The 24460-nt window shown below is 57.0% G+C and carries 24 protein-coding genes and 1 tRNA gene; 14 read left to right on the top strand and 11 right to left on the bottom strand.

Translation table 11 applies throughout. The annotated features are described in order from the left end of the window. Positions 1–54: 54 nt before the first annotated feature. The 3 genes from VO84_RS16340 to VO84_RS16350 form a co-directional block, all read right to left on the bottom strand. Entirely contained in the window at positions 55–1218 is a 1164-nt protein-coding gene (locus VO84_RS16340; protein WP_058188828.1) for a tetratricopeptide repeat protein, read from the bottom strand. Between the two features lie 115 nt (positions 1219–1333). Further along, positions 1334–5224 (bottom strand): TonB-dependent receptor, encoded by a 3891-nt coding sequence (locus VO84_RS16345; RefSeq protein WP_058188829.1) that lies wholly within the window; start codon positions 5222–5224, stop codon positions 1334–1336. A gap of 399 nt (positions 5225–5623) precedes the next feature. After that, positions 5624–5701: transfer RNA gene (locus VO84_RS16350), tRNA-Val, on the bottom strand. Between the two features lie 185 nt (positions 5702–5886). On the opposite strand from VO84_RS16350, the gene VO84_RS16355 reads away from it, so the two are divergent. Genes VO84_RS16355 through VO84_RS16365 form a run of 3 tightly spaced genes read left to right on the top strand, consistent with a single transcriptional unit; the run spans position 5887 to position 8277 of the window. Continuing rightward, positions 5887–6804, top strand: coding sequence for an RNA polymerase sigma factor (locus VO84_RS16355; RefSeq protein WP_082662097.1), 918 nt, complete (start codon positions 5887–5889; stop codon positions 6802–6804). A 41-nt stretch (positions 6805–6845) separates the two neighbouring features. Further along, on the top strand, positions 6846–7376 hold the full coding sequence (locus VO84_RS16360) for an anti-sigma factor (protein WP_058188830.1): 531 nt from the start codon (positions 6846–6848) through the stop codon (positions 7374–7376). Between the two features lie 37 nt (positions 7377–7413). Next, complete coding sequence (locus tag VO84_RS16365; protein WP_058188831.1) at positions 7414–8277, top strand: DUF3106 domain-containing protein; 864 nt, start codon at positions 7414–7416, stop codon at positions 8275–8277. Positions 8278–8342: 65 nt separating this feature from the next. On the opposite strand, the gene VO84_RS16370 is transcribed toward VO84_RS16365, so the two are convergent. Then, positions 8343–9302, bottom strand: a complete 960-nt coding sequence (locus VO84_RS16370) for an aldo/keto reductase (protein WP_058188832.1) — start codon at positions 9300–9302, stop codon at positions 8343–8345. A gap of 271 nt (positions 9303–9573) precedes the next feature. On the opposite strand from VO84_RS16370, the gene VO84_RS16375 reads away from it, so the two are divergent. Together VO84_RS16375 and VO84_RS16380 are read left to right on the top strand one after the other, a co-directional pair. Then, positions 9574–10200, top strand: coding sequence for a YdeI/OmpD-associated family protein (locus VO84_RS16375; RefSeq protein ID WP_058188833.1), 627 nt, complete (start codon positions 9574–9576; stop codon positions 10198–10200). 14 nt (positions 10201–10214) lie between these two features. Further along, positions 10215–11012, top strand: a complete 798-nt coding sequence (locus tag VO84_RS16380) for a class I SAM-dependent methyltransferase (protein WP_058188834.1) — start codon at positions 10215–10217, stop codon at positions 11010–11012. Positions 11013–11053: 41 nt separating this feature from the next. Here VO84_RS16380 and VO84_RS16385 read toward each other — a convergent pair whose 3' ends face one another. After that, a complete protein-coding gene (locus VO84_RS16385; protein WP_058188835.1) occupies positions 11054–12598 on the bottom strand; it encodes a hypothetical protein in 1545 nt (514 codons plus the stop codon). A 256-nt stretch (positions 12599–12854) separates the two neighbouring features. Between VO84_RS16385 and efp the strand changes: the two genes are divergently transcribed. Then, on the top strand, positions 12855–13415 hold the full coding sequence (gene efp, locus VO84_RS16390) for an elongation factor P (RefSeq protein WP_058188836.1): 561 nt from the start codon (positions 12855–12857) through the stop codon (positions 13413–13415). Between the two features lie 81 nt (positions 13416–13496). Here the strand turns inward: efp and VO84_RS16395 are convergent, their stop codons facing one another. From VO84_RS16395 to VO84_RS16405, 3 genes are all read right to left on the bottom strand, one after another. Next, the gene (locus VO84_RS16395) at positions 13497–14177 is read right to left on the bottom strand and encodes a TylF/MycF/NovP-related O-methyltransferase (protein ID WP_058188837.1); all 681 of its coding nucleotides are present in this window, start codon (positions 14175–14177) and stop codon (positions 13497–13499) included. A gap of 185 nt (positions 14178–14362) precedes the next feature. Continuing rightward, entirely contained in the window at positions 14363–15952 is a 1590-nt protein-coding gene (gene serA / locus VO84_RS16400; protein WP_058189341.1) for a phosphoglycerate dehydrogenase, read from the bottom strand. Positions 15953–16225: 273 nt separating this feature from the next. Then, positions 16226–17395, bottom strand: coding sequence for a pyridoxal-phosphate-dependent aminotransferase family protein (locus VO84_RS16405; protein ID WP_058188838.1), 1170 nt, complete (start codon positions 17393–17395; stop codon positions 16226–16228). 174 nt (positions 17396–17569) lie between these two features. Between VO84_RS16405 and VO84_RS22905 the strand changes: the two genes are divergently transcribed. The 4 genes from VO84_RS22905 to VO84_RS16420 all read left to right on the top strand — a co-directional run bounded on the left by VO84_RS22905 (position 17570) and on the right by VO84_RS16420 (position 18913). Continuing rightward, a complete protein-coding gene (locus VO84_RS22905) occupies positions 17570–17941 on the top strand; it encodes a hypothetical protein (RefSeq protein WP_197414084.1) in 372 nt (123 codons plus the stop codon). A 14-nt stretch (positions 17942–17955) separates the two neighbouring features. Then, the gene (locus VO84_RS22910) at positions 17956–18186 is read left to right on the top strand and encodes a dihydrofolate reductase family protein (RefSeq protein WP_058188840.1); all 231 of its coding nucleotides are present in this window, start codon (positions 17956–17958) and stop codon (positions 18184–18186) included. A gap of 223 nt (positions 18187–18409) precedes the next feature. Next, entirely contained in the window at positions 18410–18559 is a 150-nt protein-coding gene (locus VO84_RS22600; RefSeq protein WP_157439958.1) for a lmo0937 family membrane protein, read from the top strand. An 84-nt stretch (positions 18560–18643) separates the two neighbouring features. After that, entirely contained in the window at positions 18644–18913 is a 270-nt protein-coding gene (locus tag VO84_RS16420; protein WP_058188841.1) for a CsbD family protein, read from the top strand. 208 nt (positions 18914–19121) lie between these two features. Here VO84_RS16420 and VO84_RS16425 read toward each other — a convergent pair whose 3' ends face one another. Beyond that, positions 19122–19328, bottom strand: coding sequence for a DUF6496 domain-containing protein (locus VO84_RS16425; RefSeq protein ID WP_157439959.1), 207 nt, complete (start codon positions 19326–19328; stop codon positions 19122–19124). Between the two features lie 245 nt (positions 19329–19573). Here VO84_RS16425 and VO84_RS16430 point away from each other — a divergent pair, with 245 nt between their 5' ends. Further along, positions 19574–20056 (top strand): GatB/YqeY domain-containing protein, encoded by a 483-nt coding sequence (locus VO84_RS16430; protein ID WP_058188843.1) that lies wholly within the window; start codon positions 19574–19576, stop codon positions 20054–20056. Here the strand turns inward: VO84_RS16430 and VO84_RS16435 are convergent. Continuing rightward, positions 20053–20409 carry a low molecular weight protein tyrosine phosphatase family protein gene (locus tag VO84_RS16435; protein ID WP_058188844.1) on the bottom strand — a complete coding sequence of 119 codons (357 nt, stop codon included), beginning with the start codon at positions 20407–20409 and terminating at the stop codon, positions 20053–20055. The two genes, VO84_RS16430 and VO84_RS16435, sit on opposite strands and share 4 nt — an antisense overlap. Continuing rightward, on the bottom strand, positions 20406–22484 hold the full coding sequence (locus tag VO84_RS16440) for a beta-N-acetylhexosaminidase (protein WP_058188845.1): 2079 nt from the start codon (positions 22482–22484) through the stop codon (positions 20406–20408). The genes VO84_RS16435 and VO84_RS16440 overlap by 4 nt, the downstream gene beginning before the upstream one ends. Before the next feature lie 207 nt (positions 22485–22691). On the opposite strand from VO84_RS16440, the gene VO84_RS16445 reads away from it, so the two are divergent. The 3 genes from VO84_RS16445 to VO84_RS16455 are packed head-to-tail and all read left to right on the top strand — an operon-like array spanning position 22692 to position 24456. Further along, a complete protein-coding gene (locus VO84_RS16445; protein ID WP_058188846.1) occupies positions 22692–23006 on the top strand; it encodes a hypothetical protein in 315 nt (104 codons plus the stop codon). A gap of 21 nt (positions 23007–23027) precedes the next feature. After that, positions 23028–23357 carry a PadR family transcriptional regulator gene (locus VO84_RS16450; RefSeq protein ID WP_058188847.1) on the top strand — a complete coding sequence of 110 codons (330 nt, stop codon included), beginning with the start codon at positions 23028–23030 and terminating at the stop codon, positions 23355–23357. Positions 23358–23412: 55 nt separating this feature from the next. Continuing rightward, on the top strand, positions 23413–24456 hold the full coding sequence (locus VO84_RS16455; protein ID WP_058188848.1) for an HAAS signaling domain-containing protein: 1044 nt from the start codon (positions 23413–23415) through the stop codon (positions 24454–24456). Positions 24457–24460: the final 4 nt, after the last annotated feature.

A 24460-nucleotide genomic window follows, 5' to 3' on the forward strand; every position in this document is an offset into this window, starting at 1 on the left:
GTAGCTAAAAGCGGTTCGAATACAGAGAGTGAAGAACAGGGCAGGGAAAGCCATTTATGGCGGAGCCTGCGTTGTGTCGGCTGGCGACGAAATCGCATGCGTGCGGCCATCACTTTGCTGAAGCTCCCGCAGAGCCTCTTCATTGCGACCTAGACGAGCAAGCGCAAGACCCCGATAGTAGTGCGGACGAGTGTAAGAGGGATCGGATTTTTCAGCACGGGCGAGAAGCTGCTCTGCAGTGGCATAGTCCTTTCCACGGAAAGCAAGTTCTCCCAGACCCGTGAGCGCGCCGGCGTGGTTGGGATCGCGCGTGAGGACGCGCTCAAAAAGCGGTTTGGCTTCGTCGTCATGATGAGCATCAAGAGCGAGCTGCCCAAGCTGATAGTAGGACTCAGTCTGCTGGGGCTGCAGCCGGATGGATGCTTCAAACTCGTGGCGGGCGTCTTCCGTGCGTAGCAGCGCGGCATAGGTATATCCAAGACCGTAGTGCGCAGTCGCATCGTTGGGGCGCGCAGCGAGATAAGCCTTGTAGTCGCGCTCAGCCTCGGGCATATGCTGCTGTTGGGTTTCAAGGCGTGCGAGAGCATACAAGATCGCAAGGTTCGCGGGATCGAGTTTTCGCGCGGCATGCAGAGCTTCGTCGGCTTCAGGAAGTTGGTTGAGCTCGAATGCCTGAAGGCCGCGATCCAGCTGCAACTCAGGCGAGTCAGGAAGCTTTTCGCAGGCATGGCGCAGCGCCACAAGCGCAAGATCCGGGTGGTTATCACGGCGGCTGGTGACGGCGAGCTCAGTGGCGGCCGCGACTTCTCCTTTGCGAGCGGCAACATGGTGAGAGTCCTGCGCGAGGATCGTTTCAAAACGATCCATGGCTTCAGGATCATTGTGTTGGGAGAGCAGAAATTCACCAGCTGCGAGATTGGCCGGGATGGAGTCAGGTACCGCGGCCAGTGCATGAGCGAAACTCTGTCCCGCTTGCTCTGTTTGGTTAAGGTCGAGCAGAGTATCGCCAAGGAGGACGAGCGCGGCCGCGTTGCCGGGGTGCTGCTCAACATAAGGGCGAAGAAGCGTAGCGGCTTCATCGGGCTTGTGCTGAGCGCGGAGATGCTCGGCACGAATGAGTATGGGGTCAATGGCGGGATTGGTTTGGGCGTGGGCCGCAGCCCCCGGGCCGGCGAGAATCAGCGCACAGAGAAAGCCGTGGAAGTATGAACCGGGCATGGAGTTCCATTTCCGCTCGGGAGGTTGGCTCAGGGAATGATAGCAAGAAAAACAAATAACAAAAGCAAAGAGAAAGGCGGAGACAGCATAAGCTGTCTCCGCTTTTGGCAATCGGTTAAAAGGTAAATCGGCCAGTGATCTGCAGGTTACGCGGACCGTAGTCTGTTGCGGTAGGAATACCGAACCCGATGGTGCTGCAGGTTGGGCAGCTTGAGGAGACCGCGGTATCGCCAGGTGCAAGGTCCGGCAGACCCATCCGGTGACGGTTGAAGATGTCAAAGGCCTCGCCCTTGAGCTGGAATGCGAGTCTGTCTTTGATGTGAAAGTCCTTTATGAGGCTGACATCCTCGGCCAGGTAGATCGGGCCGGTAACCGCCTCCGTGATGCGAGCGAGATTTCCGAATGCAAACGGAGCAAAGGAGCAGGGCTGAGCCGAAGTTCCGCAGTTCGGGGAGTACGGGCGGGCCCAGCCGACACCCTCGCGGTTCTGGTCCACAAAGGCCGCCTGTGCCATGGGAACACCTGCATCCATCGCCCCGTTTGTACCGGCTACGCGGTATGCAGGCTTGAACCAGGACTCCCCGTTAAAGACGCTGGGGCCGTTCTTCTTCGACTTGTATGCACTGCTCGCAAAATCCGTTGCGCCGTTCGAGGCTGGTCCAGCGGAGAACTGTATGCAGTTCTGGTAATACGGAATTCCACTGGCGCAGCCAAAGCCGATTGGCTGGCCGCTGGAGTAACGTTGAATGGCGCCAAGCTGCCATCCGCCGATTACATAATCCAGTGCCCGGTTCTGATTCAGCCACTTGCGTCCCTTGCCAAACGGCAGCTGGTACAGGTAGCTGAGTGAGAATTGATGCGTCAGATCCTGAACACTCACTGCCTTATTGGTTCTCAGGTCGTTGGAGTTCTGCGCCTGTTCACGCTGGTTGTTACTCGTATAACTGAACGGAATCAGCGAGTCGGCATCGGTTAAAATCTTCGACCATGTGTAAGAGGCTTGCAGGTTGAAGCCGTTGCGGAAACGGCGCTCCAGCGAAACCAGCAGAGCGTGATACGACGAGTGACCAAGGTTCTCCAGGCAGCAATCGTCCGCCAGGTAGTCATACTGCGGGAAGGGGCGGATGGACTGACCGATTGGGCCTGTGAAGCTGGAATACGGCGCACTGTATCCCTGGCTGGAACCACCCAGCGGAATGTTGTACTGCGAGTTGCTGAGCAGGTCACCCAGGCCAAACTGGGAGGGGTTGATGTTGTTGAAGTTGGTAAGGAACCCGGAGCGGAGGTTCTGGGATGCCTGGCCAACGTACCCCGCGGAGAAGATGAGATCCTGCGCAATCTCTTCCTGAAGCTGAAGGCTCCACGTAGTCGTCATGGAAGGACGCCCGTCCTGCGGACGGATAATATCGCCCGCCACCGGACTAAAGGTGCCGATGCCGTTAGGCGACGTCAACTGCGTGGGATCCGTATTGGGAGCGTAGCTGTAATCCGGGAAGCCGGCGTTGCTGTTCTGCGGATCAGCCGGCGAGGAAGAGTCGAGCCGGAAGGCCGGCGTAAAGGCGCCGCCCTGGGTAGCCGTTCCGCCCAGCGAAACACTCTTGCTGATGTTGTAGCCCTGCAGCATGCTGCCGCCAAAGTCGTTGTATTGCAGCGGGCCGTAGATGATGGATGCTCCGCCGCGGAGAGCCATCTTGCCGTTGGTGTTCGGGAGTACGTATGCAAAACCAACGCGCGGGGCAAAATCTTTGCGCCAGGTGTCTGCCCACGCAGTGTTGCAATGGCAGTTGGTGCCGAAGACCAGCGCGCCCGGAAGATTCCCGGCAGCCGCATTCGGGGTCGTGAAGCCGAAGTTGGATGTGCGGTTGCCGCCTTCATGCCGGGGATTATCAAGGTCATACCGGAAGCCGACATTGATCGTGAGACCGTTGCTGATCTTGATGTCATCCTCGACGAAGCCGGCGACATACCAGGACTTCCAGCGCGGGTTCACGTTGTATACCGTCTGTCCGCCTTCACCCACTTCGCCCAGAAGGTAACTTGCGAAGGGATTGCCCGAGCCGCAGCAGGAGTTGCTGACAGCCGCAGTCTGATCGCGGTAGAAGTTGAAGTTATCCACGTTATACAGGTTGGTGGAATACCGCTGGTTCCGGTAGTCCACGCCGAAACGGATGCTGTTTCTGCCCTTCACCCAGCTCACAATATCGTTAAAGCGAAGACCATTGTCGATATTGATGCCATTCTGCGTTTGGCCCCAGTTTGAAGGCGCGTCCGGGCTCGGGAATGAAATCCCCGGATAGAAGACGGAGTGGTCGTTCGCCACGCCGGCGTTTGCCGCTGTGTTCGACGTGCCGAATATCTCGGACAGGTTCACGCTGTTGGTGCGGTTGTAGCCAACATTCATGTGGTTCAGCCAGTTGGGTGTGATGCTGAAATCCCAGCCGCCGCGGATGTAATGCGTGGTAAAGGCTTGAGCGTATCCGTTGTTATTGAAGGGCTCAGGAAAATCCGGCGTTCCTGTCAGCTTGGTGTTCTGACGCGTGTTGTAAGTGCCAAAGACCTTGTTCCGATCGCCGAGGCTCTGATCAATGCGAACCGTATAGGTTGTGTTGTTGTTCGGAGCTACGCCGGAATAGGCATAGTTGTTGATGTAACCAAAGACGTCTGTGCTCTGCGGCGCCTGGTTAGGCAGCGGCAGGCCCTTCATAAGCGCCTGGGCCACGGGGCTGAAGAGAGAGGTCGGGACCTGGTTGTTGGCAAATGGCGTACGGCAGAAGACGCCAGGGCTGACATTCGTTGAGGTCCTGGGATCGTAGATCTCGTTGTACGCTACCGGCTGGTTGTTACAGGGATCCCACAACACATTCTGGCCGTTATAAGGCGTTCCACCGGGCACATAATTGGTTGGATTGTAGATGTCGCTGAAATCGCCGTTGCGCTCAGCTGCGGTGGGCACCGTGGAGACGATGACGCCACCCGGAGTGAATTTGTATTGCTCCCACGCGAACAGAAAGAAGGTCTTGTTGTGGCCGTCCCAGACATGGGGAATCCAGACAGGGCCGCTGAAAACGCCGCCGTAATCAAACTTGCTGTCCTGTGGCCTGGAGTACGCGCAGTTGACCTCGGAGACGCCCTGGCAATTCTGCACAGTGTAACCGTTATTGAACCAGCTATTGGCGTCGAAGACGCGGTTCTTGATGATGGTGTATGCCGTGCCGTGGAAACTATTGGTTCCGTTTTTGGTGGCGAAACTTTCAATGCCGGCAGTGCTGCGCCCGAATTCCGCAGCGGGATTCGAATTAGTGACTTTGAACTCCTGCAGCGCTTCAATAGACGGTGAGGTCTCGTCAAACGAGGAACCATTTTCGCTGCGCTGGATGCTGGCGCCATCCAGCAGCACTTCGCCGCCGTAAGCCTGGCCGCCGGAAATGCGCGAGAAGAATACGCCGTTGCCCGTATTGCCTGAAGTTCCGCTGCCGGGGCCCGTGGTGCCGGGTAGTAGGAAGACGAAGGTCTCCGGTGAGCGCAGGCCGCCGACGCCGGAAGCCAGCGAAAGCGGGAGATCTTCGATCTGCTTGTTGGAAACGGTGCCGCTGATATCCGAGGACTCGGTCTCTATGCGCAAACCACTGGCATCCACCGTGATGGACTGGTTGACTTCGCCAACGGCGAGTTTGATATCCAGCGCCGTGGTGCTGCTGATCTGCACAACCACGCCGGTTTCCGAAGCCGTGGAAAAGCCTGTCGCCACGGCAGTAACCGTGTAAGTGCCCAGCGAAAGCGTGGGGAAACGATAGTTGCCCGCTGAGGTGGACTTGGCTACGGTTATGACATGCGTGGCGTCATTGGTAGCGGTGACGGTAGCATTCGGAACAACCGCTCCATTGGCGTCCTGGATGTTTCCGGCAAGAGATCCGCTCGAGATCTGGGCGGTGAGGTTGGCGGCGGCGGTTCCGGCTAGCAGACATAACAACAGCCAGCGGAAGGGGGATCCTGCTTTTCTAACCATTTTGGGCGTCTCCGAAGTAATGCAATGACATTGATCGATGTGAACCGTTTACTTTCAATGAAAACGCTTTCATCTCATGAAAGACTGGAATCGGTTCGTATGCCTTCAGGCCGATTTGTCGGTCCCTGCAAATTCCGAGAAGACGTTATCTCAGCCAGAATTGCATTGTCAAGAGAATAAGAAAGGAGATTCGGCGGCCTGCCGCAGAAGGCAAAAATGCCTCCCGGAGCATTGCCTTGAAAGAGGCAAAATTGAAGGTATATCGAGTCTTGGAAGATGGAATTCAGGCCTTGCAGGATAGTAGAAATGTGCATTTCTGCTGGAACTCATCGCCGACCAGCGGGAGGCCCAAAAGGGCTGATGGCGCGCAAAGCGCGCAGTTCGCCATACGCGCAGTATTGGTGGGCGGTGCAGGATTCGAACCTGCGACCTCCTGCGTGTGAAGCAGGCGCTCTAACCAGCTGAGACTAACCGCCCTGAAAGGAACCTGCAATTCCTGCATGCAGGTGCGCTTACCGCCTTGTTCTACACCCTTTGTGAGGGGGCCGGCAACAGAGAAGCGCCGGATGCGGTCAACTAGTTTAGAGTAACACCAGCAAGCGCGTTCGGCCAGTTTTTGGGGGCTGAAACCGGGCATCCGGCTGCGCTGTGTACGTGAACGCATGTTATTTCGGGCCAGATCAATACGGGCTTCCAGCGACCTCTTCTCCAATGAGCCGGCGGGGCGAACCGGCAGCGGGCGCCCGCTCGGCGATCCGGGCCTTCCCTCAAGGACCGGAGGCGGAGGCGGCTCTCGTTCTGCTTCCGGCGCGGAGAACGAGCCTGAAGACCCCGCTTCAGAGGCGGAACCCGAATCGAATTCAGCCCAGAAGCCGCAACCTTCCCAACCGGGCGGGGTTACAGAAGATATGGCTACCCTGACCATCAATCCGGTTGTGGGAGCGAGCAGCGCCAAAGGCTCGGCAGCGGACTCGAACATGGGTCCGCATATGCATGCCGAGGCGCTGGACCCGGCCAGCGACGCCGCGATTATGCTTCGCGTGGCGGCCGGGGATGAGGCTGGTTTTAATTACCTGGTAACGAAGTATCACCGGGCCATGGTGCATTTTCTCTACCGGATGGTTCGCACCCAGGCCGTAGCCGAAGAGTTGGCGCAAGAGGTCTTTCTGCGGGTTTACCGCTCGCGAGAGAGCTACCGCGCTGAAGCCAAGTTCACAACGTGGCTTTACCGTATTGCCACGAACCTGGCGGTGAACCACGCGCGGGATACCCGGCACGAGCGCGCGGCGCACAATGTCTATCTGGATGTGCCGGATGAAGAGACGGGCACGACGCCGGAAATTGCCGACGACGAGCTCAATGTGGAGCAGCGGATTCTGCGTGACGAGCGCATGGCCGCCATTCGTAATCATGTTCAGGCGTTGCCCGAAAGGCAGCGCATGGCTGTGTTGATGCATAAGTACCAGGGGCTGGACTATCGGCAGATCGGCGAGGTGTTGAAGCTGAGTGAGTCGGCCACCAAGTCATTGTTATTTCGCGCGTATCAGACGTTGCGCGAGACGCTTAAGGATTTCGTTTAACGACGGCAGCAATTGGCCGTATTTGTCAGGGAAGTGGGGTGATGGTCATGATGGAGAACAACACCATGTGCGCGGAGATGGAGACAAAGCTGGCGGATCTATTGCTTGATCCTGAAGCCGCGCCTGCCGGAGTGAAGGCCCACGTGGATGCCTGCGAGGGTTGCCGCGCGGAGCTTGCCGCACTGCGCGCCACCATGGGCGCAATGGACGCGTGGCAGGCGCCTGAGCCCAATCCCTACTTTATGACCCGCTTTGAAGCCCGCCTTCGCGAAGAGAAGAACGCTCCCCGCGCGGGCTGGCTGAGCCAAACAGTTGCGCGTTTGCAGGATCGCTGGCTGCTCAACCCGCAGCAACTGCATGCTCGTCCGCTGGCCGCCATGGCGCTTACCGTGGCCGTGCTTGTAGGCGGCGGTGCGTACTTGAATTCATACTGGGAACAGCCGCCGACACCCACGCCGCAGACCGCGGTGGTGCAGGATTTGCAGACGCTGGACTCGAATGCACAGCTGCTTGATCAGCTTGAGTCCATCTCTGCCACAGATCAGCAGGATAACGGCCCGGCGCAGGATTAAGCTGCCGGAATAAGAAAGGCTCTACGGGGGAAGGAAAGTGACCATCGCCGCCAAGACGGGTATTGCGCGCCGCACGGTCCGGGCAGTTGCCGGAACCGTGACGATGGCTGCGCTATGCCTCTCCCCGGCGTGGGCTCGCAGCGGATTCGGGGGTGGTTGGCAGCATTCAGCCCCGCATTCCTCCGCACCTCGTTCGGCTCCAGCTCCTCGCGCCTCCGCGCCGCGGCAGCAGTCGCAACCGCGTGGTGGAAACGTGCCGCATGCTCCCGGTGTTGGACAGGCTCAGCAAAGTCATCCACAGCAACCCGGCAACCAGCCCGGTAGCAATCCCTATTCCGGCGTTGCTCCTGTCCGCCCCGCCTATCCGAGCGGTGGTCAAGGCTATCCGGGATATTCAACGGCGCGCCCTCTCTATCCGGGTGCGCCTGCGGGTACATATCGCTCGCCGTATTCAAACCCCAACACTGCGCCTCCGGGCCATCTGCAGTCCTGGCTAAACGATCATCGCAACACGCCCGTGCAGAACCAGGAACAGATTCTGCGCAATGATCCCGGCTTCCGCAAATTGCCTTCCGGCGAGCAACAGCGGCTGATTCAGCAACTGCACAACGTCAACGGTATGGATGAGGCCGAGCGTCAGCGCCGCCTGGCCCGCAACGAGATGCTGGAGCGGCTGAGTCCGCAGGATCGTATGCGCGTGAATCAATCCGCACAGGCATGGCGAGCGCTGCCCGTAGACCGCCAGGCCATGATGCGGAATGCCTTTCATGATTTGCGATCCGTGCCGCCCGATCAGCGCGCCACGGTATTGAACTCGGCCCGTTATCAGAACCAGTTCAACCCACAGGAGCGTGGCATTTTGAGCGACGTGCTACGCGCGGAGCCGTATACACCGCAGTAAGACCCTAAGCAAAAAATGGGCCGCGATCATGATCGATCGCAGCCCATTCTGTTTCAGCCGTTTTCTTACGCTGCTACGGGCGCGCTCACTTCATCCAGTTCAAGGATGCTCTCTCGATCCAGCTCCAGATTTGCCGCCGCAATCAGATCATCCAGATGTTTGTCGCTTGTAGCGCTGGCAATTGGAGCCGTAACTCCCGGCTGCGCCAGTAGCCATGCCAGCGCAACCTGACTCGGCGTCGCCTTATGCCGTTCCGCAATTTCGGCCAGCGCATTCACCACCGCAAAGCCGCGTTCATTCAGATATTTCTTCACCATGCCGCCACGCGCCGCATTGGCCGCATCTTCCGGCTTGCGATACTTGCCGGTCAGGAATCCCGCAGCCAGCGAGAAATACGGAATCACGCCAAGCTGATATTTCTTCACCACCGGCAGCAGATCCGATTCAAATGGAAGCCGCTCCACCAGGTTGTAATGCGGCTGCAGTGAAACATAAGCCGCAAGATCATACTTCTGGCTGGTATCAAGCGCCTTCGCCAACCGTGCGCCGGTGTAGTTTGACGCGCCAATGTAACGTACCTTGCCGGCTTCGATCAGCTTGTCAAAGGCACTCAGCGTTTCTTCCAGCGGCGTCGCTTCGTCATCCTTATGCGCCTGGTAAAGATCAATGTAGTCCGTCTGCAGCCGCTTCAATGAGGCATCCACCGCCTGCGCAATGTAGGCCGGGCTCAGGCCCTTCTTGTCCTCACCCATCTCCATGCCCACCTTGGTGGCCAGAATCACGTCCTTGCGCCGGCCGCTCTTTGCAAACCACTGGCCGAGGATCGTTTCCGATTCGCCGCCCGAATGACCCGGAGCCCAGCGCGAGTACACATCTGCCGTATCGACAAAGTTCAGGCCGGCATCCACAGCGCGTTCGAGCTGGTGAAAGGTATCCGCTTCTGAAAGTGTCCAGCCGAAAACATTACCGCCCAGAGTGATAGGCGGAACCTCCGGCCCATTGCTACCCAGTTTCCGTTTCTGCATACGATTTCTCCTCCGACGGTTATCGGATGCCGCAGTCCGCCGTGTGGATGCCGCGCTTCACCCGCCGCGCTTCGAATTGCGGGACGATTATTGGAGCAAGCTTCAGCCACTTATCGCAATGTTAGTGTTCCCTTCAGCTCCAGCGCCGGCAAGCGAGCCGGCACTTTTGAATGCCCGCATGAATTACGAATTCCGTCTTTCCGGTTTGATGAATGGCGTTTGGTATTAGTATTCTGACGTATCGCCGCAACCGGAACCTGGAGCAATCACAATGGAAGCCTTTAATCCCAAGGTGGATGCGTACATCGCCAAAGCGCAGCCCTTCGCGCAGCCGATCCTGGAGCATGTTCGCAAGCTCGTGCATAAGGCCTGCCCCGGCATTGAAGAAGCCATCAAATGGAGCCGCCCGGTCTTCGTCTATAAAGGCGTCATCCTCGCGAACCTCTCCGCCTTTAAAGAGCACTGCAGCTTCGGGTTCTGGGGCCAGGAAATGGGAAAGCTTCTGAAGGACTCCGGCGTAGTTCGCGATGGCGCCATGGGATCGCTGGGACGCATCACCAGCGTTAAGGATCTGCCCGCGGACAAGCAGATGATCACATGGATCCGTCTAGCAGCTCAGTCGATTGATAGCGGTGATCATGTCAGCCCTATTTCCGCGCGCAACAGCGTAGTCAAAGCACCCAAACCGTCGCTTGAAATACACCCGCAGTTTACCTCCGCATTAAAGAAGGACAAGAAAGCATTCGCAGTCTTTGAGGCATTCAGCCCCAGTTGCAAGCGGGAGTACATGGAGTGGATCGCCGAAGCAAAGCGGGATGAGACTCGCCAAAAGCGTATAGCCATTGCGGTAGAGTGGATTGCAGAAGGCAGGAAGCGGAACTGGAAGTACGAAGCGTGACGGAGAGTCCCACCATGAGCCAGCCCGCACCAACCACATCTGAAACCAACGGTCGTTACTGGGGAACATCTGCTGACGACTGGGCCACAATTCAGGAGCAAACCTGCAAGCCCGTTTACGAAGCGGCACTCGCCCGCCTCAACGTTGATCACGGCACGTGCCTTCTCGATGCAGGCTGCGGAGCAGGTCTGGCCGCACAGATGGCTTCACTGCGTGGCGCGCAGGTTGCCGGCATTGATGCGGCGGAGAAGCTGCTCGCGATTGCACGGACCCGCGTACCAAGCGGAGATTTCCGCCTTGGCGAGCTGGAGCAGTTGCCATTTGAGGAAGACGCCTTTGATGTTGTGACAGGATTCAACTCCTTCCAGTACGCTGCCAGCGCCGTCACAGCTCTCACTGAGGCATGCCGCGTAACCCGCCCCGGTGGCAGTGTACTCATCATGACCTGGGGAAAACCGGAAGGCATGCAGGCCGCATCGCTGGTTACTGCATTGCGGCCATTGTTGCCACCGCCCCCACCTGGCGCGCCTGGACCATTTGCTCTCTCAGACGAAGCTGCTCTTCGCGCACTGGCCGCCAGCGCGGGCCTTGAGCCAACAGAAGTCTTTGATGTGGACTGCCCATGGCATTACGCGAATCTCGACGAAGCTCTCCGCGGCCTGCGCTCCTCCGGCGTAGCCGCCCGAGTCATCGAGGGTTCAGGCATAGAAGCTGTGAACTCCGCGCACGCCGCAGCTCTCACCCCATTCCTGCAAAGCGACGGCAGTTATCGGGTAGGCGCCACATTCCGCTGCCTCATCGCACGGACGTAAGATCGGCCGATACGTTCCTCTACCCCGGTTTCCGCCTTCGCTTATGTCCACGGAATCGGGGACGGTTCGTAGAGAATGATTTCAGTCCCCGCCTGGCCGCCCGCTGGTGCGCCGCCGGAGGTATGGTCCGGCGCACCAGAATTTTGCGGATTCCCTGTCGTGTTGATCAGCACGTTGCAGGTTCCTTCGGCCGATGAGCCGTCAACATTGAACGCGATGCCTCCGGGACGACACACAAAATGTGCAATGTGTGCACCCGCCGATGGCACAAGTTGAATCTGAACTCCCGCAGTCGGCTGCAGACGACGACCGTTCGTATGGTCGACGCAGATCTCCAGTCCAAACTTGATTCCGTCGATCGTGAAGAGCGATCCTCCACTTTTTGATTCGTCCTTGCTATCGGTGGGCCGCTGGTCGAAATTAGGAATGCTCACATCCTGCGCTCCCGGTGAAGGCAGCGCCGTTACAACACGTCCCATCACTTCGATCTTCCGTCCCTGTTTTTTGCTCCAGTCGTTATTGAAGAGCTGCATGTTGTCGTAGCCTGTGACAGCCTTGCCCCTTTTAACGCCCCTGTTGGTCACTTGTCGCCTGAAATCAATTGCGGAAACAGTTTCCTTTTGAACATAGCGAAAGCTCTCCTCACTATCCTCCCCGCCTTTCAGTATCAGAGCCATGTTGTCGATGATCGCCTTATCCGGAATTTCGATCACACTTCCGGGTGTACACGCCTTGCGCTGAGAGTCCACTGCCGTAGGTAGACCGGGACATGCGAAAGTCTGCTTGCCGCTTGGATCCATCCCCACATAGGTGAAGCCTTTAGCGTTGTAGTCCTGTCGATTGCCCCATTCAACAAATTGTCGACACTCCGTGCATACGAGATAGACTTTGCCGGTAAATGTGGCGGCGATCACCGTGCCGAGCACGAAGAGCCAGTCTTTAAACTTCGTGTCCTTGGTCAAACCGCGCATTTCGTTCACTATGGTTGGGAAGAACGATATGTCGTAAGCTCCATCTTTCCCACGAAAAAAGAACTCCGGCGCCATGAAAATCTTAAGTGTTTTGGCGTCGATCGGATCGTTGAAATGCTTGGCATAGTAGCTCGAATAGGCCTGATTGATCGCAGCCTTCATCCAGGAACAACGCAGAGTGCGGTCTGCCTCGTCGTCCAGATTCCCGTCGTACTGCACAAGCCTGCCTTGATACCACTGCACGCCGTTTATATTTTCCTGAACCCAGTAAGTCGGATCGAATTTGCTCGTGCCTACCTTGTAGGCGATGCAACATGCGTAGTCATATTTATGCCCCGACACGATTGCGCCGGATACGATCTGAGCGGCCGTCCGCAGCTCCGCAATCTCCTTGGGAATCGGGTAGATCGAATCCCGCTTCCAGAGCTTTTCGAAGGCGTCCACATGGTCCAGCATCGATTTTGCGGCAATGCGCTTCGCCGCCGTGGTGACCTCCGTCTCGTACTTCCTGATGTCATCGGAGATCGCTTCCCGGGCCACCTTCGTCGATATCGGCCAGTTCTGGCTGAAGATTTTGTACCGGTTCTGCCAGTCGGCGTATTTAGGAATGCTCATAGGTTTGCTCCGTCTCAATTCAAGTCAAAACAGCCCTGGGAAATAGAAGGCCGTCTCACGAGTGTTGCGTGAACAGCGAAATAGGAGGGACTTTTTGTGAGTTCTTCTGTGCGTCGAGAATTGTAGCAAAAGCCCGCATATGCGCCTCACCTGCTGTCTATAGGTGGACTCACGCGGCTCTCAGCTACAATAATCAATGGGCTAAGGCCAAATTATTTGCGCTATCGTAAGCGCCATCCAGCAAGGAGTTTCACCTATGGCGATTCCCGCCACTCAAATGCGTCCGGGCATGATTATCAAACACAACGAGCAGCTGCACCTGGTCTTCAAGGTCGAGCACCGCACTCCCGGCAACCTGCGCGCCTTCATCCAGGCCAAGCTGCGGAATCTCAAGTCCGGCGCCATGTTCGAGCACCGCTTCCGCTCCGCCGACGCCATCGAGAAGGTTATTGTGGATGAAACCACCATGGAATTTCTCTACAACGACGGCGACGACTATTACTTTATGAACCCCGAGGACTACGAGCAGACTGTTCTCAAGCACTCCACGCTGGGCGATGCGGTCGAGTACCTCACGGCGAACATGCAGATCACCGTCAGCTACTTTGACGGCATTGCTGTCGGCATCGATCTGCCACAGACCGTCGAGCTCACCGTTGTCGAGACTGAGCCGGGCCTTAAGTCCGCCACTGCCTCCAGCGTCACCAAGCCGGCCAAGATGGAAACAGGACTTATCGTGCAGGTCCCGCCCTTCATCAACGAAGGCGAGAAGATCAAGATCGACACCAGCGAAGGCACATACCTGAGCCGCGCGTAAAATGCATTAGCTTCCACGCACAAGAGCCACCGCAGCTGCGGTGGCTCTTATTTTTGCTCGCAAAGTCACAGCCTTGCGCCACTACTCAAACTTGAATGCGACCTGCGTCCAGTTATTGCTCATGCCAATGCACTTGGATGTACGCATAAATGCCTTCTGATATTCCTTCCACGCCAGATATTCATTGAGTGGAGAAGAGTATTCATCGAAGATGATAACGTCGCCTGGCTTTATATAGGAGTCGAGCATCGCAAGCGTATACAAAGTGCTGGAGTGCAGATCCGAGTCATTGTGAATGACCAGCGGATGTGTAATTTCATGATCTCGCAGGAATGGCAGAATTGTCAGCTGAAACCAACCCTTTTCTAGTTCAACGCGGGAATCATCGAAGATGGGAAGATTGCCGTTGAGGTCAAAAGCACTCTTGCCCGTTGTGCCTCCAACATGTTGCCAATCCTCAGGCAGGCCCTCAAAGGAATCGAATCCATAAAAACGTGAGTCCAGATGGCTATTGAGCTGCGTCCATTTGCGCAGGCTCTCACCCTTAAAGACACCAAACTCCAAATAACAGATTGCCTGATTTCCAAGCAGTTGATTGACTGAACTATATAATTCAAACCGATGCGGAAACGATGGAACTGACTGCTGAGTCTGTTCGTGGAGAAAATCCCACATCTCCGCGTTTCTGTTCACGACGTCCATGCTGCGGGAGTACTTGGGCCAAAGGAATTTGGCAAGGTGCTTCTGCGCGACTGGGTGCATTCGAAAGGTCTCCCCGGGCAAATAAGAGTGAATACGCGTTCCGTGCGTGATGCCGGTAAGATGCTCTCCTGGCGGTTGCAGTTGGATCGTTCTGCCTTAAAAACAGAGAATTCATAAATAAGAAGAAAAACCCACCACTGGTTGTGGCGGGTTTCTATCGCAGTCTGAGTAAATCCCCGCAACCCTTAGGCAGGTAATGACACCGGCTTAACATCCAGAATTGCCTCAATTTGTTTCAGAGCGTCAATCACTTCGCTTGAAACAGGAGCGTCAATTTGCACAACAGCAAGCGCCTTCACGGGCTGCAATCCGCTCCGGTCGCGTCCGAGTGCAAAGTTGGCAATATTCACCCCATGTTCACCAAGCGTGGTGCCTATCTTTCCAATCACGCCCCGCACATCCAGGTTGCGGCATACGAGGAGATTGCCTTCGAGCGGCGCTTCAACATCAATACCGTCAAACTCAAGCAGCCGTGGCTGTTCGCCGTGAATTACCGTAGCAGTCGCATGCGTTGTGCCCGCGGCCGAGCGTAGCTCAACGGCGAGCAATGTTGCAGCGCCGCCACGCTGAGGAGCCTGCTTGTCCTCATGAACGCGAATCCCGCGTTCAGAGGCCACAGCGGCAGCATTGATGCGGTTCACATTTTCCAGGCCCTGCAGCAGCCCTGCAATCGCCGAATTGCGCACCAGCTCCGTCTTTGCCTCGGCCAGCGCGCCGCTGTAGATCAAATCGATCGACTCGATGCCCGTATACCCGGTCTGCGCCAGAAATGCGCCCAGCCGTCCGGCGAGGTCGATATACGGCGCAAGCTGCACATATTCTTCGTGGCTCAGGGAAGGCATATTCACAGCATTCTGCACCACACCCAGCTTCAGATACTCGCGCACCTGGCGCGCAATCTGGATGCCCACAGCCTCCTGCGCTTCTGCCGTCGAGCCTGCAATATGCGGTGTGAGAATCACATTCTCCAGTCCAAAGTATGGCGAATCTTTCGGCGGCTCAACAGTAAACACATCCAACGCTGCGCCTCCAACATGCCCGCTCTTCAATGCCTCCACCAGTGCGGCATCTTCAATCAGCTCGCCGCGCGCGCAGTTGATGATCCGCACGCCCTTCTTCATCGCAGCCAGATTTTTCGCATTGATGATGTTCGCCGTTTGCGGAGTCAAACCAACATGCAGCGTCAGATAATCCGACTTTGCAAAAAGCTCTTCGAGCGTAACAAGCGTGATGCCGTTTTCGCGCGCCACTGCTGCGCTCACAAATGGGTCCGAGCCAATCAGCTCCAGTCCAAAACCCTTCGCGCGCTTTGCCACTTCCAGGCCAATGCGTCCCAGGCCAAGAATGCCCAGCGTCTTGCCGCGCAATTCGCTGCCTTGCAGATTTTTCTTCTCCCACTTGCCTGCATGCATGGTCGCGTTCGCCGCGGGCAGCTTGCGCGCCAGCGCGAGCATCTGGCACATCGCAAGCTCCGCCACAGCAATAGCATTCGCGCCCGGAGTGTTCATCACCACAATGCCGCGTCGCGTCGCAGCATCCGCGTCAATGTTGTCCACGCCCACGCCCGCGCGTCCAATCACGCGCAGCTTCGGCGCATGCTTCATCAGCTCGTCCGTAGCCTGCACCGCGGAGCGCACCACCAGAGCATCCGCATCGGCCAACGCGGCTTCAAGCCCATTGGGCAGATTGTCATGCGTCAGCACTTCCCATCCAGGCTCAGCCGCAAATACTGCCAAAGTCGCCGGAGAAACCTTCTCCGCCAATACAATCTTCATCGTTTCTCCCTTGCCGCCGATTGTTCCCGGTCGCGTGTTCTCATACTCGTCAAAGCGGATTCCCTCCCGCTCGCACATCAGCTCAAACATCCGCACCACCGCAGCCTGCGGCTTGCCCTCGCCTCGCTCATATTTCCAGATCGAGTTCGGATGCACACTCAGTCGCTCCGCCATCTGGTACTGAAAGAGATCGAGTTGTTTGCGGGCTAGCACCAGCTTCTCGCCAAAAGTTAGTTCCGACATTCCGTCAATCCTTTGCGCGCTGCCGCCTGCTTACTGTTTCACTGCCTCGGCGTAAACGCGCTGCGCCGCTGCCACGGCCTGCCCATACTCCACCGGCAGCCCCAGCGTGTCCTTGGCAATGTGTTCCGCAGCGCCTAAAAACGCCACCGTGTCGAGATAGTCAAAGAAGCCCAGATGCGCTACACGGAAGATCTTGCCCTGCATCGTGCCCTGGCCATTCGCCGTCACCAGCTTGAACTTCTCCTTCAGCGCCTTCACCACCGCGCCCGAATCCATTCCCTCCGGCACAGCCACAGCCGTGGCAGCCGCACTCGGCGAATCCGGCGCAAAGAGCGTAAAGCCCAGGGCCTTCAATCCCTCGCGCGTCGCCTTCGCATTTACCTGCGCATTGTTGATCAGCGCAATGCGTCCCTTTTCGAGATCGCCGCCCGCCTGTCCTGCAATGTAATCAAGCGCGGCCCCAAGGCCCGCCACCAGCGAAACCGCCGGTGTGTAGGCACTCTCGCCCTTCACCGCATTCTTGCGTTCCTTGCGCAGGTCAAAGTAATAGCGCGGATTCTTCGAGGAATCCATCGCCTTCCACGCCTTCTCGCTCACCGAGAGATACGCCAGCCCCGGCGGCATCATGACCGCCTTCTGCGACCCGCCGATAAGTACATCGATGCCCCAGCCATCCACGTCGAAGGTCTGTGTCCCCAGGCCCGTAATGCCATCAACAATCAGAAGCGTGTCGGTGCCCTTCACCAGCTTCGCCACGCCTTCCACATCGTGGCTCACCGTCGTTGAAGTCTCCGAGGCCTGCATGTACACGGCCCTATGCTCCGGCTTCAGCGCAGCCTTGATGTCCTCAAGCTTGAAAGTCTTTCCATACGGCGCTTCCAGCACATCCGGCACACAGCCGTAGGCCTTTACCAGGTCCACCCAGCGCTCGCCGAACTTCCCGGCCGTCAGCACCAGCACTTTGTCGCCAGGGCTGGTCAAATTTGAGACGGAAGCCTCCATCGCGCCTGTTCCGGAACTGGCCAGCAGCAGCACATCATTCTGCGTGTCCACAAAGACCTTCAGCTGCGCCAGAACCTTCTGAAACAGGGCCCGGAATTCCGGCGTCCGATGGTGCATATCCGCTGCCGCCATGGCAAACTGTGCCGCTGGGAGCAGTGGAGTTGGGCCGGGAGTGAACAACCGTGTCTTCCGAATCATATTTTCCTCGCTTTGGTCTGGCTCTGCCAGGTCCGTAATCACATAATACACACTTATGTGACAAATGTGATCGATAAATTGTGAAAATTTGCATTCCAACTCCCCTCACAATATGCGCCTGTAAAAGCGGCGTCAGACGTCGATAGAATTCCCTTGGCTTTCTGGGACAGGACAATGGGAAAAGTTGTAATCGACATGTCAATGTCGCTCGACGGGTTTGTGACCGGTCCGGGCGATGGCCCGCGGTTTCCCCTCGGCGAGCGCGGAGCACGACGGCTCTTCGACTGGTACTTCAGCGGGCAGGACTCGTTTGAAGGAACAGTTTTCACGCCCAACGCGGCCAACCGCCCTGTGCTCGCAGAGATCTTTGCCAACGTGGGCGCAATGCTCACCGGCCGCCGCACATTTGACATCACCAATGGCTGGGGCGGCACGCATCCCGTCAACGCAATTCCGGTCGTGATACTCACCATGCCCCGCCGGCTTTATGGCCAAAAGGAAAGTCAGGGCTCGTTTTCATCAACGAAGGAATTCGCACTGGCATAGCCAGAGCTAAGGCCTTGGCCGGTGACAAGCGCGTAGCGATTGGCGGAGCCAGCGTCGCGCAGCTGGCATTACAAGCAGGCCTCGTGGATGAAATCTATCTCCACATTGCGCCGATTATTCTCGGCATGGGTAAGCGCCTGTTTGACCAGATTGGTCCTCGCTCCATCCAGCTCAAGCATCTCGATACGCTCGACACAGGGGATGCCCAACACATCCGCTACGAAGTCGTGCGCAACGAGAGTTAAGCATCCGTAGATCAGCCATGCATACTGCGATATCAAGGTAATTCCACGAATCAGGGCTATCATTTCCAACCGATAGGTTGCCTGTAATGGGATGATTTTTACGCTGAAGACAAAGCGTAAATATCCGCCATTTGCACGCGAATACCCGCATTTCGCGCTAAAGCAGGCAACCTAAATTGCCGCTCTTCCCTCTTACACTTCCAGTTCGAAAGGAGAGATCGAAATGCTCTGGACACTATTCATCGTTTTACTCTTGGCCTGGCTGCTGGGATTCATTGGATTCCACGTTGTCGCCTGGTACATTCACATCCTTCTGGTCGTAGCGTTGGTTGTGCTTGTGATCCAGCTGATCAGCGGACGAAGAGCGCTCTGACCGGCGGACGTAATCCAACTCCGCAACATAACCCAATAATCCATAACTGGAAGCTACAGCGAAGTACACAGTGGAGGTATAACCATGAATACGGATCAGGTAAAAGGTAAAGCTGAACAGGTAGTTGGAAAGATCAAGCAGGGAACGGGTCAGGCTGTCGGGAACGACAAGCTCGCCAATAGCGGCGTAGCCGATCAGGTGAAGGGTGCTGCGCGCGAGACCTGGGGCAACGTGAAGGATGCGGCTCAGTCGGAACATAAAGAGCACGCGAATCATGCACGCGACCGCGTAGTTGAAAAGACAGAAGAGCTGAAAGAGCGTGCGAACGAGAGCATCGATAAGCACAAGAGATAGGGTCAACAGATGTTCAGTTAGATGTCCAGGCAGTGTTTGAGTCTCTCTTGTAATCGCTCCTTACATTAGGCAACGCTGGCGATTCCAGTTATATAGCCGTTGAACCTTGGTTACAAAACACGAGCGTGCGGACAGAGCGAAAGTTCTGCCCGCACGCTCGTAACTTATAAGTCGCAGGATAGGCGCAGATAAATCGGTAGCACCTGTGTCAGGACTTCTTTTCCGGAACCTTCGCACCTTTCTTGCGCGCTTCCGATAAGCCAATTGCAATCGCTTGCTTCCTACTCGTCACTTTCTTTCCGCTGCGTCCGCTCTTCAGCTTTCCTTCCTTCATCTCATGCATTTCAGTTTCTACTTGCTTGCTGGCGGCGGCGCCATATTTCCTGCCCGAAGATTTCTTCGCGCTCTTCTTCACCGCCTTCTTTGCGGGAGATTTCTTAGCACTCTTCTTTGTCGTCATAGGCTCATTTCCTGTCAGTGCCGAACTTATCTTCGGCAAGAGAGATCCGCATCCGCGGGTTGTATCAATAGAAGGCCAATTGTATGAAAAAGTTGTTCAGCGCAGCTTTCTGCAGTAACTCCGCAGCCAGACTCGCTACAATCATTCCTTGAGCCTATGTATTGCATGGCTTGAATTCCGAATAGAAATGGAACGAAGTGATGAGCGAAGCCGGAGAACTGGAAAAAGCAGTCGATCAGAAAATTATCATCGCCATGAAAGCCAGAGAAGCTGAGCGGCTGACCACACTGCGCCTGATTAAGAATGGATTGAAGAACAAGGCTATTGAGAAGCGCGCTGCGCTCACAGTGCAGGAGAGCGAGCAGACGCTGGCTACCATGATCAAGCAGCGCCGCGACTCCATCGAGCAGTTCACCAACGGCAATCGCCCCGAGCTAGCAGCGAAAGAAGCCGCCGAGATCGTTGTCATCGAAGAGTTCCTGCCGAAGGCATTGGATGAAGCAGCCCTGAAAGCAATCGTTGCCGAAGCTATAGGAGCTCATTCGATCACAACGGGAGCTAAGCCCACCCCGAAAGAGATGGGCCCCATCATCAAGGCCGTCCAGGCAAAACTTCAGGCCTCAGGGCTACGTGCAGAAGGTAAGCTCGTCAGCGACGCCGTGAAAGCCGCGCTGGCAAGCTAGGCGCGGCCCTCATCGGCAATCTCATTTCGCCAGCGCGGCAACTGCAGATCCACCTTATCCTTGAGCAACTGCACCAGATCCGGCTCCATAAAGTCGTAGCGATCCGGGATCCCAAGCACCGACACGCGCCTGCGCCGCAATAGATAACCAAATCGCACCTGCAGAAACTGCGCGTGGTGCTGCTCCATGACAATCACCACATCGGCCCACTCGATAAGGTCCGCGGAGACGGGCGTCTCCGCATCTGCGTTCGTGCCTGCCGAGGCAGCCTCAATCCCTTCGTAATGGGAGAAGACCGCCTCGGCAGTGGGGCTGCGCAGGGCATTGGCGCTGCAAACAAACAGTAGTTTCATTGAGCCTGCGCTGCCGCCGCCTCCACCAGCTTCTGTAACGCAGGAAGAAAGTCGAACTTCACCATTCCTGCGGGCTTCTTCGCATCCTCCAGCAGCGCCATCTTCGCATCCTTCCATCCCGCAGGCGGAGCCGCATGGATCTCCAGATACTCCAGCGCTTCCAATCCCGCCGTTCCCAGCGCGCCAAACTGCGCAGCGCGCGTTGCCTGATCGTTCAGTCTCACGCGCGTTGCCGCCAGCGAAGCAATCTCAGGAGCCGCAGCCTGCCAACTCGTGAAGCGCATCTTCAATTTCTCGATCGCCAGCTTCGAACTCGCGCCGCTTGCACTCACAGCAGAATCCACCTCGGTAGCAATCTCTTCCCGAGACGCCGGATCAGCAACTACCGCATCCACCAGCCGGTTCAGCGACGTGAGCCTATCCGTGTGCTGCTGCTTATAGCGCTCACCCAGGCTTGTCGGCTCCAGAACTGCGGAGTACAGTTCCAGCTCCTTGTTTTCCCGGCCTGCAATGTTCCGCCGCAGCTTTGCCGGGCCGGAGATATGTGTAAGGCCCACATCCTCCAACTCGTATGAAGCAATCCGCAGACGCCGATACATGTCGGCCACATCGCGGTCCGACTGCGGCGACCAGAAGCGCTCGGCGATAGCCAGCGTTCGCGGCCACACACGCGAATCAATTGTTTCCTCATGGATGTGCTCACTCCACATGCAGACTTCGCCGCCCAGGATCAGCTTCTGTTGCTCCGGCGTCAGCGCAGTATCCGCTGGAATCGGGTCCGCCAGGAACATCACTTCATTGGTCTTCTGCGCGTCCAGATAATACGGAGCTGAAAGAATTCCCGTGTAACCCTGTGTAGCGCCGTCTGAGAGAGACTTCTCGCCGCGCCAGCTCTGGATCATGATGTCCTTCGGCAACGAGGGCTGCAGAATCTCATCCCAGCCCATCATCTTCTTGCCGTGCTTGCTCAGGATCGGCAACAGGCGGCGGTTGAAATACGCCTGCAGCTCTTCCGGCGTCTTGAAGCCCTGCTTATCCATAAAGGCCTTGATGCGCGGATTTTCGAGCCATCCCTTGCCCTTGGTTTCATCACCGCCAATATGGAAGTACGCATCCGGGAAGATCGCGCCCATCTCTCCAATGAACCCGTCGAGAAACTTGAAGACCTTCTCGTTGCTCGGATCCAGCTCCGCCTGCGGAATGCCGAAGGTCTGCGGCATCGCCTTGATGTCCTCGCCCGCGCCAATCTCGGGATACGCCAGCAGCCAGCTTGAAGTATGCCCCGGAATATCGAACTCCGGCACCACGCGAATGCCGCGCTCACGGGCATAAGCCACGATATGCCGCATCTCATCCTGCGTGTAATACATGCCATCCGACGCCACCTGCGTGAACTTCGGATATAGCTTGCTCTCTGCGCGGAAGCCCTGGTCATCGCTCAGATGCCAGTGAAAGACATTCAGCTTCGCAATAACCATTGCATCCAGCGTGCGCTCAATCACTGGAATCGGTTCAAAATGCCGGCTCACATCCAGCATGTAGCCGCGCCATTGAAAGCGCGGAGCATCGTCAATGGTGACGGCCGGCAGCCAGCAGCCGGTGCCGGATGTTTCCACCAATTGCAGAAACGTCTCGAAGCCATGCATGGCGCCCACATCGGTCGCCGCGCTCAACTCCCCGCCAGTTGAAGTCACCGTGAGCTTGTAGCTCTCATCCTCATTCAGGCCCTGCACCGCGCCGCCCGGCCCGGCAACTTTCACGGAGAATACCGGCGCGGAACCCGAGCCATTCGTGAACTGTGCGCGGCGAATTCCGCCACATTGGCGATCGAGCCGCTCCAGAAAACGGTTCAGAGCGGCATTCAGACGCTCATCGCCTTTGCCCGCAATGCTTGCATAAAAATGGTCATCCAGCGTCAGCTTGCCTGATCCTGCCTCGACCGACCGCGGCAGCGGCATCACGTGCAGCGCAGGGGCCTGACTATGCAAAAAATCTGTGGAAAAAGCCAGCAAGGAAGCCAGAAGACCCACCGAAAGCGAAAATCGGCCAGGGACGGGAGAGATATTTCGGAGCATGTATTCCTCTGATCTGGCAGAAGTTGCCAGTTGTATGCGTGCGGAATTCCACCAAAGCATATCAGGCCCAGAAAAAATTCTGAAATTTTCGCTTGACGTCATACACTATGCGTCATACAGTAGTCGAAGTACAGTATGTACGACACAGTACGGCGGTTGAATCCTGACGAACGAATCCAGCCGAACGCAAAGCAATCGGAGGAAAGGATGGTAGCTATGGCCCACATCCATGAAGTGAAAACAGATAGGAACGACCTCAAGGGCGCGATTGAGGAATGGTTTCATGCCCTGACCGGCGCAATCGCCCACGGCAGCATATGCAGGCCCGCCCCTTACAACCGGCAGACAGTACACCCATATGCCGCCCCCCTTACGCATACGAAAGATGTCGCGCTCCAGTTATTCATTGGCTGGCTTCTGGTGGCGGGCGGCATGGCCGTAATCATGCTGTATCTCACGCAGTCAGTCGACTGGCCCGGCGCGGGCGTGGATTTCCTGCTCAAAGTTGCGAACTGGCTCTGAATTCTCTGAGAGAGGCACTGTATGACCGTCTCTGAAAATACGTTCGAAAACCTCCGGCTCGAGCTTCGCCGCGGCTGTCTAACAGTCGCCGTCCTGGCTCAACTCAAGGAGGAGCATTACGGCTACACCCTTCGCAAGGCCCTGGCCTTGCGCGGCCTGGAGATTGAGGAAAGCACTCTTTACCCACTCCTCCGCCGCCTCGAATCCCAGGGTCTGCTCACCAGTCAATGGCGCGAGGAGGACAAGCGCAACAAGCGCTTCTATCGCCTCTCGCCCGATGGCGAAACGATTCTCACCAGGCTGCTCGAAGAATGGCACACCATGAACGCCGCCATTGAACGCATTGTCTAGTTCCGCACGGGAACGCTCGCAAACGAAAAACGGAGCCGTGGAAAGGAAGCACAATATGGATCTCCTCGAACGTTATCTCCAGGCAGTCCGCAAATATCTGCCCTGGACTCTCTCTCGCGCTCGCCAGGACGACATCGTTGCCGAACTGCGCGCCAACTATGAGTCGCAGCTGGAAGAGCGCGAAGCCGATCTCGACCGCAAGCTCACCGAAGGCGAAATGATCGACTGGCTCAAGCAGCTTGGCAATCCAATGCAGGTCGCAGGCCGCTATCAGCCCGTGCAGTACCTCATCGGTCCCACGCTCTTTCCCATGTATCTATATGTGTTGCGTCTAGCGCTCATTTGGTCGCTGGCCATTTACGCATTCGTGACCATCGTTCTTACTTGGACAGGCGTGCCAATTGTCAGCTCTGTCGCCGAGGCCATCTTCCGTGCTCCGGGAGTCATGTTCACCGCGGCCACATGGGTCACGCTGGTCTTCGTCGTGCTCGAATACATATTCGCGCGCCATCCGCAGCTGCTGCCGCGCATGGATGGCATCAACGTCGACTGGAGTCCCAGCAAACTCGCTCCGCTGGAGCCGGCTCGCAGCTCGCGCCGCAAGCAGCCAGTCTTTGCCAAGTTCGCCGCCCAGGTCATCTTCGAATGGCTCTTTCTCGGTTGGCTGCTGCTGGTGCCCAAATACCCGTTCCTTATGTTCGGCCCCAGTGCATGGTACGCTCAGGTCGGTCCATTCAAGATAGCGTCCGTCTGGTGGACCTTCTACTGGGTCGTCGTCGCCTTCAATTTCGCCCAGATTGTGTGGAACACCATGGACCTGACCAGCGGCGCATGGCGCAGGCCTACTCCGCTCAAGCCGCTATTCTTCAAGGCGGGCGGCCTCATCACCATCGGAGTGCTGCTCACTGCTCAAAACCACGTCTTCGCGCTTCTCAAGGACCCGGCGGCAAGCGACGCGGCAAAATACAACGCCATGCTGAACCAGCTCAACCCCTCGCTTTATTTCGGAATGCAGGTCGTCTTTCTCATCGTAGCCATGCAGTTCGCCTGGGAAATTTACCAGCTGTTCCTCGATTCCCGTAGCGGCGCTCGATCATAGCGCT

This window comes from Occallatibacter gabretensis, from assembly GCF_001449115.1.
GTDB classification, from domain to species: Bacteria; Acidobacteriota; Terriglobia; order Terriglobales; family Acidobacteriaceae; genus Telmatobacter; species Telmatobacter gabretensis.